The following is a 14,197-nucleotide window of genomic DNA, read 5'->3' as shown; positions in this document are numbered from 1 at the left end:
CCACTGGATTGCGGCCTGCGCGGCAATGACGAATTGGGCGGCTGGGTGGGTGCGCAATCGACCTGACTTGTGGGTAATGATCAGCGCGCTTGTGGCGGGCACCTGGCGGCGTTCGTGCTTAACTGAAAATACCAGAGATGATCGTGTTTTCAGCGCTGAAAACGACACTGGGTTCCCGCCAAAAGCATGCGGGAATGACGAGGCGGTGGCATGCGGGAATGACGAGGCTGCGGCATGCGGGAATGATGTGAGGAAGAACTGCAGAAAAAGAAAAAGCCCTTGATTTCTCAAGGGCCCATTCAAAATTACTGGCGGAGGCGGTGAGATTCGAACTCACGATACAGGTTTAAGCCCGTATGCTTCCTTAGCAGGGAAGTGCCTTCGGCCACTCGGCCACGCCTCCACACTATTACACGCCAAGCCCGAAGAATTGGCAGTAATCGAGATCAAGATAATAGCGGTTCAAATCGCTTTGGTCAACCGTTGGGACTCAACAAAAGCGATTTTTTTCTCTTTTCAGGCTCAGGCACTTTCCAAGCCGAAAGCTTTATGCAGAGAACGTACGGCCAATTCCATATACTTTTCATCGATCAAGACCGAAATCTTGATTTCAGAAGTAGAAATCATCTGGATATTGATGCCCTCTTCCGACAAAGTACGAAACATTTGCGAAGCGATGCCAACATGGCTGCGCATACCTACGCCGACCACGGAGACTTTCGAGACTTTGGCGTCACCAAGTATGCTGGCGGCACCGATGTGTGCCTTGACACTGCCTTCGAGGACGTCCATGGCTTTGCTGTACTCGCCGCGTGGAACCGTGAAAGTGAAATCGGTTTTTCCTTCCACCGATTGATTTTGGATGATCATATCGACTTCGATATTGGCATCGGCCACCGGGCCCAAGATTTGATAAGCAATGCCGGGACGGTCTGGTACGCCGAGTACGGTTATTTTTGCTTCATCACGGTTAAACGCGATGCCGGTGATGGTGGCTTGTTCCATATTTGTATCTTCCTCGAACGAAATCAGGGTGCCGGAGATCGCTTCTTGTTCCAGCGGCATTAGGGGGTCGGTCAGCGATGACAAGACGCGCGTTGGCATGCGGTAATTACCGGCAAATTCAACCGAGCGTATCTGCAATACTTTCGAACCGAGTGAGGCCATTTCCAGCATCTCTTCGAAGGTCACAGTATTGAGCTTACGGGCATCGGACACCACACGTGGGTCGGTGGTGTAAACACCATCGACGTCGGTGAAAATCAGGCATTCCTGCGCTTGCAAGGCCGCTGCAACGGCAACGGCCGAGGTGTCGGAACCACCACGACCGAGCGTAGTAATATCGCCCTTGTCATTGACGCCCTGAAAGCCGGTGATGATGACGATCTTGCCGGCCGCGAGGTCGGCCTTGACTTTACTGTCATCAATGCCGGCGATACGCGCCTTGGTATGAGATGAATCGGTATTGATCGCAACTTGCCAGCCAGCATACGATACGGCTTGTTTGCCGATTGCCAGCAAGGCCATGGCGAGTAAGCCGACCGAGACTTGTTCACCGGTTGAGGTAATCATGTCTAGTTCGCGTGGATCGGGTTGCGCCATGAGTTCTTTGGCCAGACCGATGAGTCGATTGGTTTCGCCAGACATGGCAGACGGAACAACCACTATCTGGTGACCGGCATCATGCCATTTGGCGACGCGCTTGGCGACGTTCTTGATGCGTTCGGTGGAACCCATCGAAGTCCCGCCGTATTTGTGGACGATTAAAGCCATAGATATAGAAAGCTAGAGGTGTGAAAAATGCGAGAAAAAAAAACGAAGCCTTACTCTACATGCTGCTCCGCAAAATAACAAGGCGCTTTCGGCCATGTTTGCTGAAGAAACCTTGGTGCTAAGCAAAGATCAGGCAAATTTTCTATCGATAAAACAGGAAAAATTTTCTGATTACCGAATTAAAACTGCCCAGCACGGTAACTGCTATGCCGCGCCAGCGCTGGGCGCGGCAGGGTAAGAGAGGCCCGCGGGCCATTATGGCGGGCCTGGCGCGGGATGAGCTGAGCGTCAATACTGAGCCTACGCTACATAACTTTTTCATATATGAATATGAATAATCGGTCGCATGCGGCAGCACGGTGAATTCAGGCTTTGGGCGGTTTTTCGTAGGATAAGTTCAGTTCATTCCAGCCGGCATGGCCGAGAATTTGCAGCTCTTCGATGTTTTTTTCGTAAATCATGCCGGCATCAGGAAAGGCTTCGACCGCCCGGTCTATGCTTTCTTCACGCAGTAAGTGCAAAATCGGGTACGGCGAGCGATTACTGAAATTTTCGATGTCATCGGCAGCGCTACCCTCAAATTGAAACTGCGGATGAAAATTAGCGATTTGCAAAGTGCCATCGAGTTCCAATTCTTCCAGCAAACCTTCGGCGACTTCCATGAAGTCATTGAAATCGAGAAAGTCGTTGAGCATGCGCGGATGAATCAGCAGAGTCGTGTCGATTTTTTCCGCACTGGTTTCGGCCAGCAATTCCAACTCTGTTTGCAATTCTTCGAGCAAGGCTTGCGGGGTATCGGCTTGGCTGACGACGTAACGAATTTGCTTTTTGACGTGCACCGCCTTGGCAAACGGGCATAAATTCAAACCGATGACGGCTTTTTCCAGCCATTCTTCGGTGTGGGCAATCACGGTTTCAGGCGTGACGGAAATCATTTTTGGCATGATCAATCGACCTCATTGAAGTCGTGCAGCCTCGGGCAGCCGACGGCACGACAGAGTAAAAAGTAGCAGTATGCCACCAGAGCGAAAAACGGCCCGAAAAATTTTCGGGCCGCGGTCTACTCAATACGATGGAAAGTATTTAAATTTCTTCATACAGAGGTAATGTCAGGAATTCGGCAAATTCATCTGAGGTCGACATGGTTTCAAAGATTTGCGCAGCACGGTCATAGGTCGGGCCGCTGCCGGCGATTTCCTTAACTTTAAGCAACTCTTCCGGGATCATCGCACGCACCATGTCGGCCGTGACTTTGCGGCCATCTTCGAGCTTGCCTTTTGGTGTGCGTATCCACTGCCATACTTGCGAGCGGCTGATTTCGGCGGTGGCGGCATCTTCCATCAAGTTATGAATCGGCACGCAACCATTGCCGGCCAACCAAGCGCCGAGGTAATGGATGCCGACGTTGATGTTGTAACGCAAACCGGCTTCGGTGATCGGTGCTTCCGGTTGAAAGTTGAGCAAATCCTTGGCGCTGACTTCGATGTCGGGGCGTTGCTTGGAGATTTGATTCGGGGCGTCGCCAAGCACTTTCTTGAATTCAGTCATGGCCAGTTCTACCAAGCCCGGATGCGCAACCCAACCGCCATCGTAGCCATCAGCGGCATCGCGTGCCTTGTCGGTACGTACACCACCCATGGCGATGTCATTTTTTTCCGGATCGTTTTTAATTGGAATCAAGGCAGCCATACCGCCGATTGCCGGCGCATTGCGCTTGTGGCAAGTTTTCAATAACAACAGTGCATACGAGCGCATGAACGGTGCCGTCATGGTGACTTTGGCGCGGTCGGCCAGACAAAAGTTTTGGTCGTTTTTGAATTTTTTGATGCAAGAGAAAATGTAATCCCAACGACCGGCATTCAAACCAGCGCTATGCTCACGCAACTCGTACAGGATTTCATCCATTTCGAAGGCAGCGACGATAGTTTCTATCAGTACGGTGGCCTTGATCGTGCCTTGTGCAACACCGATTTCATTCTGCGCCATGACAAAAATATCATTCCACAAACGCGCTTCGAGGTGCGATTCCATTTTCGGCAAGTAGAAATACGGGCCTGCACCGCGCGCCAATTGTTCTTTGGCGTTGTGAAACAGGAACAAGGCAAAATCAAAGATACCACCGGACACGCGCTGACCATCGACGAGCACGTGTTTTTCACCGAGATGCCAGCCGCGTGGACGCACTACTAAGGTGGCAATTTTATCGTTGAGCTTGTATGATTTACCGTTTTGCTCCAAGCTGATGGTGCGGCGCACGGCATCACGCATATTGATCTGGCCGGTGATTTGATTATCCCAATTCGGGGTATTCGAATCTTCAAAATCGGTCATGTAACTGTCGGCACCGGAATTGAAGGCATTGATGACCATCTTACGTTCGACCGGGCCGGTAATTTCTACGCGGCGGCAAGCGAGTGCATCAGGCAATGGGGCAATTTTCCAATCGCCTTCGCGAATCGACTGTGTTTCCGGCAAGAAGTCGGGCAATTCGCCGGCATCGAGACGTTTGGCGCGCTCTACACGGGCGGCCAGCAACGCTTGGCGGCGCGGTTCAAATGCACGGCTGAGCTTGGCAACCAGCGCCAGCGCATCTGGGGTCAAGATTTGTTCGAAGCCTGGCTTGATCTCGCCAAGAATTTCCATACCTTCTGGCAGGCTCAACAAATTGTTCGATTGCGTCATTCTGATCTCCACAAAATTAAAAAAAGCTGATTGAGTACTTTCCAACAGGCACTACCCTATTTTGCCTGAAACCGCGCCTGAAAACAGCGCTCGCTACATGAACTAGAGTATATTCGATCAAAAACAATAGTAATACTTAGTTTTATCACTTTATCTTTTACTTTCAGTTAAAGATAAAATTTTTCGAACCCGCTAAACTACATGCCATGGACCAATTCAAACAGATCAGTACGTTTACCGAAGTCGCGGCACGCGGCAGTTTGTCGGCCGCGGCGCGGGCCGAAGGAGTGGCACCGGCGATGATCAGTCGCCGCCTCGATGCGCTCGAAGAGCGTTTGGGCGTAAAATTATTACAAAGAACCACACGAAAAATTGCCCTCACCAATGAGGGCGCGACCTTTCTCGAAGATTGCCAACGGGTGTTGGCCGACCTCGAAGCGGCCGAAGCGCTGGTATCGGCGCGCAGCGTGCATGCCAGTGGTGTGTTGACGGTTTCGGCACCAGCCGGCTTCGGCCGTCTGCATGTAGCACCGCTGCTGCCGGCATTTCTGGCGGCGCACACGGATTTAAAAATCACCCTCAGCCTCAATGACCGCGTGGTTGATTTGATCGGTGAAGGGGTGGATGTGGCAATTCGCATCGCTTCTTTAAGTGATTCCAATTTGATCGGTGTTAAATTGGCCGATAACCAGCGCGTGGTGGTGGCGGCACCGGCTTATTTGGAACAATACGGTACGCCGCGTTCTATCGATGATCTCAGTGCGCATAATTGCTTGGCCTTTAACAATGATGGCAGTCAGCGCGGTTGGACCTTTCGCCAAAATGGAAAAAATCTCGCCGTTAAAGTCGACGGTAATATGGTGTGCAATGATGGCGAGGTCTTGCATGACTGGGCCTTGGCCGGCAAAGGTTTGGCTTGGCGCTCGATTTGGGAAGTTGGTGCTGAAATCGAGAGTGGTAAACTGGTGACGGTACTTGATGAGTACAGTGCTGCCGGCAACGATATCTATGCAATTTTTACGCAACGACGCCATTTACCATTGCGGATACGCGCCTTTGTTGATTTTCTGCGTCAGGCTTATAGCGATCCGTATTACTGGAAAGATAAGCCGAGTTAAAAAAACGGGCCTGAGGCCCGTTTTAACTGTATCAGAAACGATGCTTTAAAACTCTTCCCATTCGTCTGCCTTGGCGGCCGCGGACGATTTCCTTGCCACTGAGGCTGAGGAAATGGCCTTCAAAGCAACTTTCGGTTTGTGTGCCGCCGCACGTGGTACAGCGCGCGGTGGCGCGACAACTGTTGGCTGCGCGACCGCTTCATTGGCCTGCACTTTGAAAATACCGACCGCGTGATTGAGGTTATTCGCTTGGTCACGCATACTGCCGGCTGCAGCCGCGGCTTGTTCGACGAGTGCGGCATTTTGCTGAGTCGCCTCATCCATTTTCGCAATAGCTTGGTTCACCTGCGAAATGCCATCACTTTGCTCATTACTGGCGGCGGTGATTTCAGCCATGATATCGGCAACACTCTTGATCGAGACGACAATTTCTTCCATGGTTTTGCCGGCATCATCGACCAGTCGCGAACCTTCTTCGACTTTGTCGACCGAATTGCTGATCAATTCCTTGATTTCCTTCGCTGCACCGGCCGAGCGCTGAGCCAGGTTACGTACTTCGCTGGCTACCACGGCGAAACCGCGGCCTTGCTCACCGGCACGTGCTGCTTCGACCGCCGCATTCAAGGCCAAAATATTGGTTTGAAACGCAATGCCATCGATGACACCGATGATATCGACAATTTTCTTCGAACTCTCTTTGATCGATGACATGGTATGCACCACATTACTCACCACGCGCCCGCCCTTGCTGGCCACTTCCGAAGCGGTCAGCGCCAGGGTATTGGCTTGACGTGCATTGTCGGCATTTTGTTGCACTGTCGATGTCAATTCTTCCATCGAGGAAGCGGTTTCTTCCAGGCTGGCGGCTTGTTGTTCGGTACGTGAAGATAAATCCATATTCCCGCTGGCAATCTCGGTAGCCGAGACGGCGATGGAGCCGCTGCTCTGTCTGACCATGGTCACGGTTTGTACCAAGCTTTGGCGCATATTTTCCAAACCGGAGACAAGTTGCCCCATTTCATCGTTCGATTCCGGCTTGATCTGATTGGTCAGATCGCCGTTACCGATGGCAGTGAATTGCAATAAAGCTTGCTGCAAAGGGTGAGCAATGGCACGTAGTAAAAAGTAGGCGGAGATGAATACAGCAGTCAAGCCGGCCAATACGCCGAGAATATCGACCCAGATGAAGGTGGTGAACTCACTCTGATTCTTCTTCAAATCAGCCGTGGCACTGGTGAATTGATAGGCATTAAGTTCTGTAATTTTATCGGAATAGGCGGAAAACAAAGCGGGTACCAGCGTCATATTAATGCGATCAGCTTCGTCTTTATTGCCTGCCTTGAGCGCCGCTAATATGGGCAACTCGGCTTCTTTGACAAATTTATCGCGCACCACCAGCACTTCAGCGGCAAGTTTTTTCTCTTCGCCGTCTTGCGGTAAATTCATGTAGTTTTCAAAGGCCTTATCCGATTTGACCATATAGTCTTCGGCTTTTTTGATGGTCAGCGCGGCATTCGCGTCTTCCGGATGCATAATCACGCGGTCAAGTGTCACACGTGAGCGCATCAATTCATAACCGGAACGCCCAAGATTATCAACAGCCGGCAACTGATTGGTAAATAATTCCTGAATCGCGGCATTGCTGTTACGTACGCCGTAAATACCCATCAAGCCACCGATGGTTAGCATGATCGCCATAAAGGCCATGGTGCCGATTAAGCGCAGTCTGATCGTCAAAGTAAACATTATTTTTCTCTCTCCCCCGTCGGTCTGACAGCTCAAGCGCCAGCGTACCGGATATATATTTATCGATGTTGATAAAGAGCAATGTTTCCGCAATTACTCTGGACATAGTATAAAGTTGATTTGCAGCTTTATTGAAACACTTTTGCGATTAATAAAAAAAATCCCCGACATGTCGGGGATTTTTTACAACATGGCTTTTTCAGGAGCCTATCGCATGTCTTATTACAGAGGAGCGATGTTCGAAGCTTGCTTACCTTTAGGGCCTGTCGTTACTTCGAAAGAAACGCGTTGGTTTTCTTTCAAAGATTTGAAGCCGGAAGATACGATAGCGGAGAAGTGAGCGAACAAATCTTCACCACCTTCATCAGGAGTAATGAAACCAAAACCTTTAGAATCATTGAACCATTTAACAATACCTGTTGCCATTACAATTTCCTATTTCAGTTAATGTGGGCACTTGCCCGATAGATCGTTTCAACCAAGTAAGAAATGACAGACTGATACTGCACCACCACTTTGAATCTCAACGACTATCTGATTATACTCATAATTTTCATCCGTGGTAAATAAATTTGCAGATAAACTAAATTAATCTATTTATTTGCATTTTTAAACCACGGTGCCTGTTGCTCTTCACACTTACCTGGTCACCATATTTACGACTATCATGGCGGTTCTGATATTTTGATTGAAAGCAAGATGCGCCTTCCTTTACTTTGCCGCAATCCGTTACTGATAGTGTGGGTGTGGGCCTGCACCAGCGCTACCGTTCAGGCCACCCCCATATTACGCTGCCAATTGACCTACGGCGGTGAAACGCAAACCATCGAGGCGCAGCTCAGTAGCGACCCCTATCATATCCCACTCACCGATGTCGGCGGGCGCTTTAAGTTCAAGGCTGCCATGATTGGCCAGGATGCGCGTATCGACTATATCAAACTGTATGCGTATTTTCAGACTTGGCATGGTGATGTGCCGATACAACAAGCCAGTTATGCGCCACCGTTTCCGCACGCCGCGGGTCGCTTGCCCTTGGGGCCACATACTATGTTGTATGCCGGCGAACTGGAACGCGAATTGCAATATGACTGTACTTTAGAAAACCCTTTACCATGATCCCTACCCTGTTGCGCGGCGCTGCCGCCCTCACTGGCGCACTGTGCTTGTGCGCCACCCCTGCCGGACAGGCCGCCACCGTGCCGCCGACGGTGAGCCTGTTATTTGCCGGCGATATCGTGCTCGATGGTGCGCCAGGTAAGTGGATTGCCGATGGCAAAGATCCGCTGGCACGCTATGCGGCCATTCTTGCCAGTACCGATATCCGCATCGCGAACCTCGAATGTGTGGTGGCCACCAGCGGCAAGCCGGCCGATAAAAACTTTACTTTCCGCGCCAAACCGAGCACTTTACCGCTGCTGCATCATTACTTTGATGCAGTATCGATTGCCAATAATCATTCCGGTGATTTTGGCAAAGCCGCTTTCGTAGAGATGCTCGGCCATCTTGAGCAAGAACAATTACCGTATTTTGGTGGCGGACGCGATTTGCTGGCCGCTCATACTCCCTTGATCTTCGAGCGCAAAGGTATCCGCATTGCTTTGCTCGGCTACGATGAATTCATGCCGCGCAGTTTTGAAGCAAATACGGGCGCAGCCGGCATTGCCTGGAGCGAGGAAGAGCAAGTCGTGGCCGATATACGACGTGCGCGCACGCATTACCACGCCGACATCGTCATTCCCTTCATGCACTGGGGCTGGGAAAACGAGCCCACAGCCAGTCCGCGTCAGCGCGCTTTAGCGCGCAGCATGATACAAGCTGGTGCCGACGCCGTGATCGGTGGCCACCCGCATGTGACGCAGGATATTGAATATGTTGACGGTAAGCCGATTATTTACAGCTTGGGTAATTTTTTGATGGATTCGCTCGACAATGATGCCCAGACCCATGGTTGGGTGTTGCGCTTAAACATCAGCGCCAAGGGCGTGACGGCTTGGGATACGCGTGCCGCCGATCTCGATGACGAGGGTATTCCGGCACCGTCAGCGCAGGCCGTGACACCGTGCGCGCATGGTGATGGTAGTGTGCAACAGTGCAGCAATCGCCTTACGGCTTTTCAGCCACAGCACTGATACGGCGCGCGGCCGGCACACGCAAAGTCAGCGCGCTGTCGGCCAGTGCCACGCAGGGTAAGATCCAACCTTCTTGTTTTTCTTCTGCGCTCAAGCCGGGCCAATCGATGCCGTAATGTATTTGCCCCGCTTCCAAGCGACACAAACAGGTTCGGCACGTTCCGTTGCGGCAAGAACTGGGTAAGACAATGCCCGCCGCGGCGGCGGCTTGCAAGAGTGTGTAAGCAGCCGGCACAACACATTGCCATTGCTGAGGCAAGAGCGTCAGCAAGTGCGCGTCATGGTTTTCTTGAATACTGAGATCCATAAGCTGTTGGGCGGCCTGCTAATATACTTCAGACGACGGTTTGCAAGCGCATCGCGATGCCCATGTCGCCGGCGACTTTCAGCTTACCCATCATGAAACCATTCATCGGGTTCAATTGACCGGTGAGCAAGGCTGCCAAGTTTTCGAGCGAAATCGAAATCGTGCAAGCGGCTTCGGCATTGTCATTCGACACCGTGTTAGGGGTGGTGAGTGCATCGACGAAGACCACGCCATCGCTGCCGCAATCAAATTTCAATGTCGCATTTAATCCACTGTCGTCACCGACTTTAGTGCGAATTGCTGTTGTGCATGCTGATAAATCCATATCTGTTCCTTTGGCTTGAGAATGGCCACAATGTAGCATGGCTCAATATTGAGGAACAATACTAGACTTATTATTTCAAGATGCAAGTCAAGAGCCAGTAGTGCTCATTGCGCACGATGCGGATATCGCGCACCAAGGCACCAAACTTTTTGCGCAAGGCGCTGTCGGTCGGGAAGTTTTTAACGATGGCGACGCGGGTGCCGTCTTCTTGCATGCGGAACTGAAAGGTATTACCTTCCAAATCGGTGCGTGCAATGGTAGTACTGCTGCCTTCGACATAGTTATTATCTAACAGCACGAGCATCGTACCCTTGCCCGCACCTTTACTGAGCTTACTCAATACCGCGACTTGCTCTTCGCGTTTCACGTGCGACCAGAAACAGCCGGCAAAACAGGCGCTGTACGCATCGGCCGGCGCATCAGGCAGATCGAATATATCGGCCAAGGCCAGTGTCACTTTACCGGCCGGATAGGTTTTCGTGCCGGCGATATCGAGCATGCTTTGGTTGATATCGGTCGCATGCACGCTGCTGGCCAGTGGTGCATATTTTTCGGTCCAATAACCGGTTCCGCAGGCTAATTCCAGCACGCGCTGGCCTTTGAGCACTTCGCGAACGCGCTCATGCATTTCACGCAAGTCGGTCTGGCGTTCCGGTTTTTGATAAACTTGCTCTAAGCTTTGCGCGCGCTGAGCATAATAATCACGCATCGTCTGTGGGGTCATTCTTGGTTCACTCATTCAAAATTTTAGTCGACAGCGATGGAGCTCGCTGCCCGGAACAGCCCGCTGGCGGGCCATTACAGTTCGTAATTGTCGCCGTGGCCCTGCATGGCACTCTCGACCATCTTGCGCGTCAAGGCAGGATTGAGCAATTCGATGAAGGTATAAATATAGCTGCGCAAATACGCACCCTGCTTGATTGCCACGCGCGAAACATTCATGCCGAACAGATGTCCGACCGGAATGGCACGCAAATTCTTATCCCGTTCAGCATCAAAAGCCATGCCAGCGATGATGCCGATACCCATGCCGAGTTCGACATAGGTCTTGATGACATCGGCATCGATGGCTTCGAGCAAAATATCGGGCTTGAGATTGCGTATCGTAAATGCATGGTCGATCTTGCTGCGACCGGCAAACGCCGCATCATACGTGACCAGCGGATACTGGACAATATCTTCCAGCGTGACGTGTTTCAGTTTCAGCAGCGGATGCTCAAGCGGCACGACTACCAAATGCTCCCACTGATAACAAGGCAAGGAAATCAAGCCATCAAAACCAGCAATGGCTTCGGTTGCAATGACGATATCGGCTTGGTCACGCATGACCATTTCGGCGATTTGCTTGGGATTACCCTGCAATAGTGACAAACGCACCTTAGGATATTTTTGCATGAAAGCTTGCACAACCTTGGGCAAGGCATAGCGCGCCTGTGTATGCGTCGTGGCGATGGTGAAGCTGCCACTGTCTTGCGCGGCATATTCTTTGCCGATGCGTTTCAAGCCGTCAATTTCCTGCATGATCACTTCGACCGACTTCAATACCGCCCGCCCAGGCTCGGTCAAACCGCGAATACGCTTGCCGTGGCGAGTGAAAATATCGACGCCGAGCTCTTCTTCGAGCTCGATAATGGCCTTGGAAACGCCAGGCTGCGAAGTAAACAGTGCCTTGGCGGCTTCAGTCAGATTAAAATTCTGCCTGACTGCTTCGCGCACAAAGCGCAATTGATGTAGATTCATAGAGAAATTGGAGTTTGCTTATACTTGCAAGCTTTGGTAAAGCTAAATTGTTATACTCCCTGAAGTATATAGAGACCACGATAAAAATTCCATGCCCATTCGCCTTTACTCGCCGCCCAAACCACTGTTTTTTTACTTTTTCGCTATTTTACCTCTGCTTTTGAGCGTTTTTACGGTCCAGGCTGAAAATATTGCCACACAAGTAACACCACAGAAAGCTCCGAAAATTTGCCTGGCCTTGTCTGGCGGTGGTGCCCGCGGCTTTGCCCATATCGGTGTACTCAAGCAACTCGAAGCCATGCATATTCCTATCGATTGCATCGCCGGCACCAGTATGGGTGCGGTGGTGGGCGGCTTGTATGCCGCCGGCTTGTCTGCTACGGAAATCGAAAAAAAGCTGGAAAATCTGAAACTCAATGATATCGCGCTCGACCGCGTGGCCCGCCGCAACCTGCCGCAACCGGTGCGCGAGGAAGACGATCTTTACCCGCTCGGTGCCACGCTTGGCGTCAGCAGCGAGGGGGTAAGACTGCCGGCTGGGGTAGCCCAGGCCAGCCAGTTTCAGGAGTTAATACAAAATTGGACTGCGCATTTGCCTCCGGCAATCAATTTCGATCAACTGCCGATTCCCTTCCGCGCCATCGCCACCGATCTCGAAACTGGGCAGATGGTAGTGTTCGACAAAGGTGCGCTGCACAAAGCGATACGCGCCAGTATGGCGGCACCGGGCGTGTTTGCACCGACGGAAATCGATGGACGTTTACTGTCGGATGGCGGGCTGGTACGCAATTTACCAGTCGACATCGCGCGCAGCATGGGTGCTGACATCGTGATTGCCGTCAATATCGGCACACCGCTGCTGCCACGCGATAAATTACAGACGCTGTTCAATATCAGCCAACAAATGGTCAACATTTTGACGGAACAAAATGTCCATGCGCAAAAAGCCCTGCTGCGCCCACAAGATATCTTGATCGAACCAGACCTGCGTGACATCGGCTTTCTCGACTTCGACCGCGCCAAAGAAGCCAGCGTCATCGGTGAACAAGCGACCCTCGCGCTGGTCGAAAAATTATCTGAGCTACACTTATCGGGACACTTATTTGTAGCATCTCAACAAATGCGCCTGAATCCGCAACTACCAACCATACGCATCGGTTTTGTTGATATCGAGACCAACGGCGCGGTTCCCGAACAAGATATCCGTCGTCAGTTGTCCATCGAAATCGGCAGCGTCTACAATGCCGAAACCATCAATCGCAAGCTGGCTATCTTGAATAATGCGCGCGAATTCGATAGCATCGGCCATGAATTGATACAACGCGATCAACAATATGGCTTGCGCATCAAAGCCAACGGCCGCAATTGGGGACCACATTTTGTACGCTTCGGCTTGAGTTTGTCGAGCGGCTTCGATGGGGTCGGTGGCTATCGCTTGCAAGTCGGGCATCGCCGTCCTTGGTTGACACCGGGCGGCTTGGAGTGGCGCAACGACATTGAGCTCGGCAATACCGTCAAACTGCACAGTGAATTGCGCCAACCGCTGTTCGAACGCGAAGGCATGTACTTGGCACCCTACGCCGAGTTCAGCCAAGACAGCTTCAACACCTATATCGACAACACCCGTGTGGCGGAATTCAGTATGCGGACTATCAAGGCCGGCAATGACTTGGCCTTCCGCATAGGCGAGCAAAGCGTACTCGGTGAAGCGCGTATCGGTTTCTTATTCAGTCAGTACAATATTACTCCCAAGCTTGGTATGGTTCAGTTGACCGATGCACAGGGTAATAGCAGCAGCTATCCGCTAGCGCACACTACCCTGCAACAATTCGGGTTCAAAACCAGCGTCGTGATTGATCAGCTCAGCGACAGCAGTTTTCCGCGCGATGGCTATAAACTTGGCGGCAGCTTGTTCGCCGGCTTGGATAAATCAAAAACCAATTTCCAAGAGCTCGCGCTCGACAGTGTCTGGGCGCACAGTTGGAGCAACCACAGCGTCAATCTGAAATTCAGCGGTGCCGGCTTGTTCGTCAAAGATAGCGGTGCCAACCAAACCATGGGCCCGACTTTGGGTGGATTTCAACGTTTATCAGCCTATCAGCAAGATCAATTCCGTGGCAATTACATGCTTTACGGCAGTGCCACATATTTATTGCGAGCAGTCAATTTCGAAATGGCTGGACAAAGTTTATTCCTCGGCACCTCTTTAGAACTCGGTAATACCTGGGACACCGGCAAAGAAATCACCGCCGCTTCGCTACGTAAAAGTCTGAGTGTTTTTGCCGGTTTTAATAGCTTTATGGGGCCGATTTATCTCGGTTTTGCAGTTGGGCAGAATGGCTCCAAAAACGTCTTTTTCCAACTTGGCCGGCAATAA

General features: G+C 51.4%; 13 protein-coding genes and 1 tRNA gene. 4 read left to right on the top strand and 10 right to left on the bottom strand.

From position 1 onward, the window contains the following. Nucleotides 1–309 precede the first annotated feature (309 nt). The 4 genes from RHM61_RS13285 to aceB form a co-directional block, all read right to left on the bottom strand. Nucleotides 310–403, bottom strand: a tRNA-Ser gene (locus tag RHM61_RS13285). A 119-nt stretch (nucleotides 404–522) separates the two neighbouring features. Beyond that, nucleotides 523–1,773: an aspartate kinase gene (locus tag RHM61_RS13280; protein WP_322247783.1), complete on the bottom strand. Its 1,251-nt coding sequence runs from the start codon at nucleotides 1,771–1,773 to the stop codon at nucleotides 523–525. A 365-nt stretch (nucleotides 1,774–2,138) separates the two neighbouring features. Beyond that, the gene (locus tag RHM61_RS13275; protein WP_322247782.1) at nucleotides 2,139–2,717 is read right to left on the bottom strand and encodes a DUF1415 domain-containing protein; all 579 of its coding nucleotides are present in this window, start codon (nucleotides 2,715–2,717) and stop codon (nucleotides 2,139–2,141) included. 139 nt (nucleotides 2,718–2,856) lie between these two features. Further along, a complete protein-coding gene (aceB, locus tag RHM61_RS13270; protein ID WP_322247781.1) occupies nucleotides 2,857–4,455 on the bottom strand; it encodes a malate synthase A in 1,599 nt (532 codons plus the stop codon). Between the two features lie 206 nt (nucleotides 4,456–4,661). Between aceB and RHM61_RS13265 the strand changes: the two genes are divergently transcribed. Further along, entirely contained in the window at nucleotides 4,662–5,573 is a 912-nt protein-coding gene (locus RHM61_RS13265) for a LysR family transcriptional regulator (protein WP_322247780.1), read from the top strand. Between the two features lie 45 nt (nucleotides 5,574–5,618). On the opposite strand, the gene RHM61_RS13260 is transcribed toward RHM61_RS13265, so the two are convergent. Both RHM61_RS13260 and RHM61_RS13255 read right to left on the bottom strand, forming a co-directional pair. Beyond that, nucleotides 5,619–7,319 carry a methyl-accepting chemotaxis protein gene (locus RHM61_RS13260; protein WP_322247779.1) on the bottom strand — a complete coding sequence of 567 codons (1,701 nt, stop codon included), beginning with the start codon at nucleotides 7,317–7,319 and terminating at the stop codon, nucleotides 5,619–5,621. Between the two features lie 222 nt (nucleotides 7,320–7,541). After that, the gene (locus RHM61_RS13255) at nucleotides 7,542–7,745 is read right to left on the bottom strand and encodes a cold-shock protein (protein ID WP_186910542.1); all 204 of its coding nucleotides are present in this window, start codon (nucleotides 7,743–7,745) and stop codon (nucleotides 7,542–7,544) included. A gap of 273 nt (nucleotides 7,746–8,018) precedes the next feature. Between RHM61_RS13255 and RHM61_RS13250 the strand changes: the two genes are divergently transcribed. Beyond that, nucleotides 8,019–8,435 carry a hypothetical protein gene (locus RHM61_RS13250; protein WP_322247778.1) on the top strand — a complete coding sequence of 139 codons (417 nt, stop codon included), beginning with the start codon at nucleotides 8,019–8,021 and terminating at the stop codon, nucleotides 8,433–8,435. After that, nucleotides 8,432–9,448: a CapA family protein gene (locus RHM61_RS13245; RefSeq protein ID WP_322247777.1), complete on the top strand. Its 1,017-nt coding sequence runs from the start codon at nucleotides 8,432–8,434 to the stop codon at nucleotides 9,446–9,448. The genes RHM61_RS13250 and RHM61_RS13245 overlap by 4 nt, the downstream gene beginning before the upstream one ends. On the opposite strand, the gene RHM61_RS13240 is transcribed toward RHM61_RS13245, so the two are convergent. The 4 genes from RHM61_RS13240 to RHM61_RS13225 form a co-directional block, all read right to left on the bottom strand. Next, nucleotides 9,423–9,755 carry a 2Fe-2S iron-sulfur cluster-binding protein gene (locus tag RHM61_RS13240; protein WP_322247776.1) on the bottom strand — a complete coding sequence of 111 codons (333 nt, stop codon included), beginning with the start codon at nucleotides 9,753–9,755 and terminating at the stop codon, nucleotides 9,423–9,425. The genes RHM61_RS13245 and RHM61_RS13240 overlap by 26 nt on opposite strands. A 28-nt stretch (nucleotides 9,756–9,783) precedes the next feature. Then, complete coding sequence (locus RHM61_RS13235) at nucleotides 9,784–10,080, bottom strand: SCP2 sterol-binding domain-containing protein (RefSeq protein WP_322247775.1); 297 nt, start codon at nucleotides 10,078–10,080, stop codon at nucleotides 9,784–9,786. A 70-nt stretch (nucleotides 10,081–10,150) separates the two neighbouring features. After that, nucleotides 10,151–10,789, bottom strand: a complete 639-nt coding sequence (locus tag RHM61_RS13230; protein ID WP_322247774.1) for a class I SAM-dependent methyltransferase — start codon at nucleotides 10,787–10,789, stop codon at nucleotides 10,151–10,153. A gap of 89 nt (nucleotides 10,790–10,878) precedes the next feature. Beyond that, entirely contained in the window at nucleotides 10,879–11,820 is a 942-nt protein-coding gene (locus RHM61_RS13225) for a CysB family HTH-type transcriptional regulator (protein ID WP_322247773.1), read from the bottom strand. A 160-nt stretch (nucleotides 11,821–11,980) separates the two neighbouring features. Here RHM61_RS13225 and RHM61_RS13220 point away from each other — a divergent pair, with 160 nt between their 5' ends. After that, complete coding sequence (locus tag RHM61_RS13220) at nucleotides 11,981–14,197, top strand: patatin-like phospholipase family protein (RefSeq protein WP_322247772.1); 2,217 nt, start codon at nucleotides 11,981–11,983, stop codon at nucleotides 14,195–14,197.

This window comes from Undibacterium sp. CCC3.4 (assembly GCF_034347425.1).
Taxonomy (GTDB): domain Bacteria; phylum Pseudomonadota; class Gammaproteobacteria; order Burkholderiales; family Burkholderiaceae_D; genus Undibacterium.
This window is presented reverse-complemented; position numbering and strand designations above follow the sequence as displayed.

Bases quoted from the DNA above. Each gene is read 5' to 3' on its own strand.
- RHM61_RS13280 (WP_322247783.1), bottom strand. From the start codon at position 1,773: ATGGCTTTAATCGTCCACAAATACGGCGGGACTTCGATGGGTTCCACC.
- RHM61_RS13275 (WP_322247782.1), bottom strand. From the start codon at position 2,717: ATGCCAAAAATGATTTCCGTCACGCCTGAAACCGTGATTGCCCACACC.
- aceB (WP_322247781.1), bottom strand. From the start codon at position 4,455: ATGACGCAATCGAACAATTTGTTGAGCCTGCCAGAAGGTATGGAAATT.
- RHM61_RS13265 (WP_322247780.1), top strand. From the start codon at position 4,662: ATGGACCAATTCAAACAGATCAGTACGTTTACCGAAGTCGCGGCACGC.
- RHM61_RS13260 (WP_322247779.1), bottom strand. From the start codon at position 7,319: ATGTTTACTTTGACGATCAGACTGCGCTTAATCGGCACCATGGCCTTT.
- RHM61_RS13255 (WP_186910542.1), bottom strand. From the start codon at position 7,745: ATGGCAACAGGTATTGTTAAATGGTTCAATGATTCTAAAGGTTTTGGT.
- RHM61_RS13250 (WP_322247778.1), top strand. From the start codon at position 8,019: ATGCGCCTTCCTTTACTTTGCCGCAATCCGTTACTGATAGTGTGGGTG.
- RHM61_RS13245 (WP_322247777.1), top strand. From the start codon at position 8,432: ATGATCCCTACCCTGTTGCGCGGCGCTGCCGCCCTCACTGGCGCACTG.
- RHM61_RS13240 (WP_322247776.1), bottom strand. From the start codon at position 9,755: ATGGATCTCAGTATTCAAGAAAACCATGACGCGCACTTGCTGACGCTC.
- RHM61_RS13235 (WP_322247775.1), bottom strand. From the start codon at position 10,080: ATGGATTTATCAGCATGCACAACAGCAATTCGCACTAAAGTCGGTGAC.
- RHM61_RS13230 (WP_322247774.1), bottom strand. From the start codon at position 10,789: ATGCGTGATTATTATGCTCAGCGCGCGCAAAGCTTAGAGCAAGTTTAT.
- RHM61_RS13225 (WP_322247773.1), bottom strand. From the start codon at position 11,820: ATGAATCTACATCAATTGCGCTTTGTGCGCGAAGCAGTCAGGCAGAAT.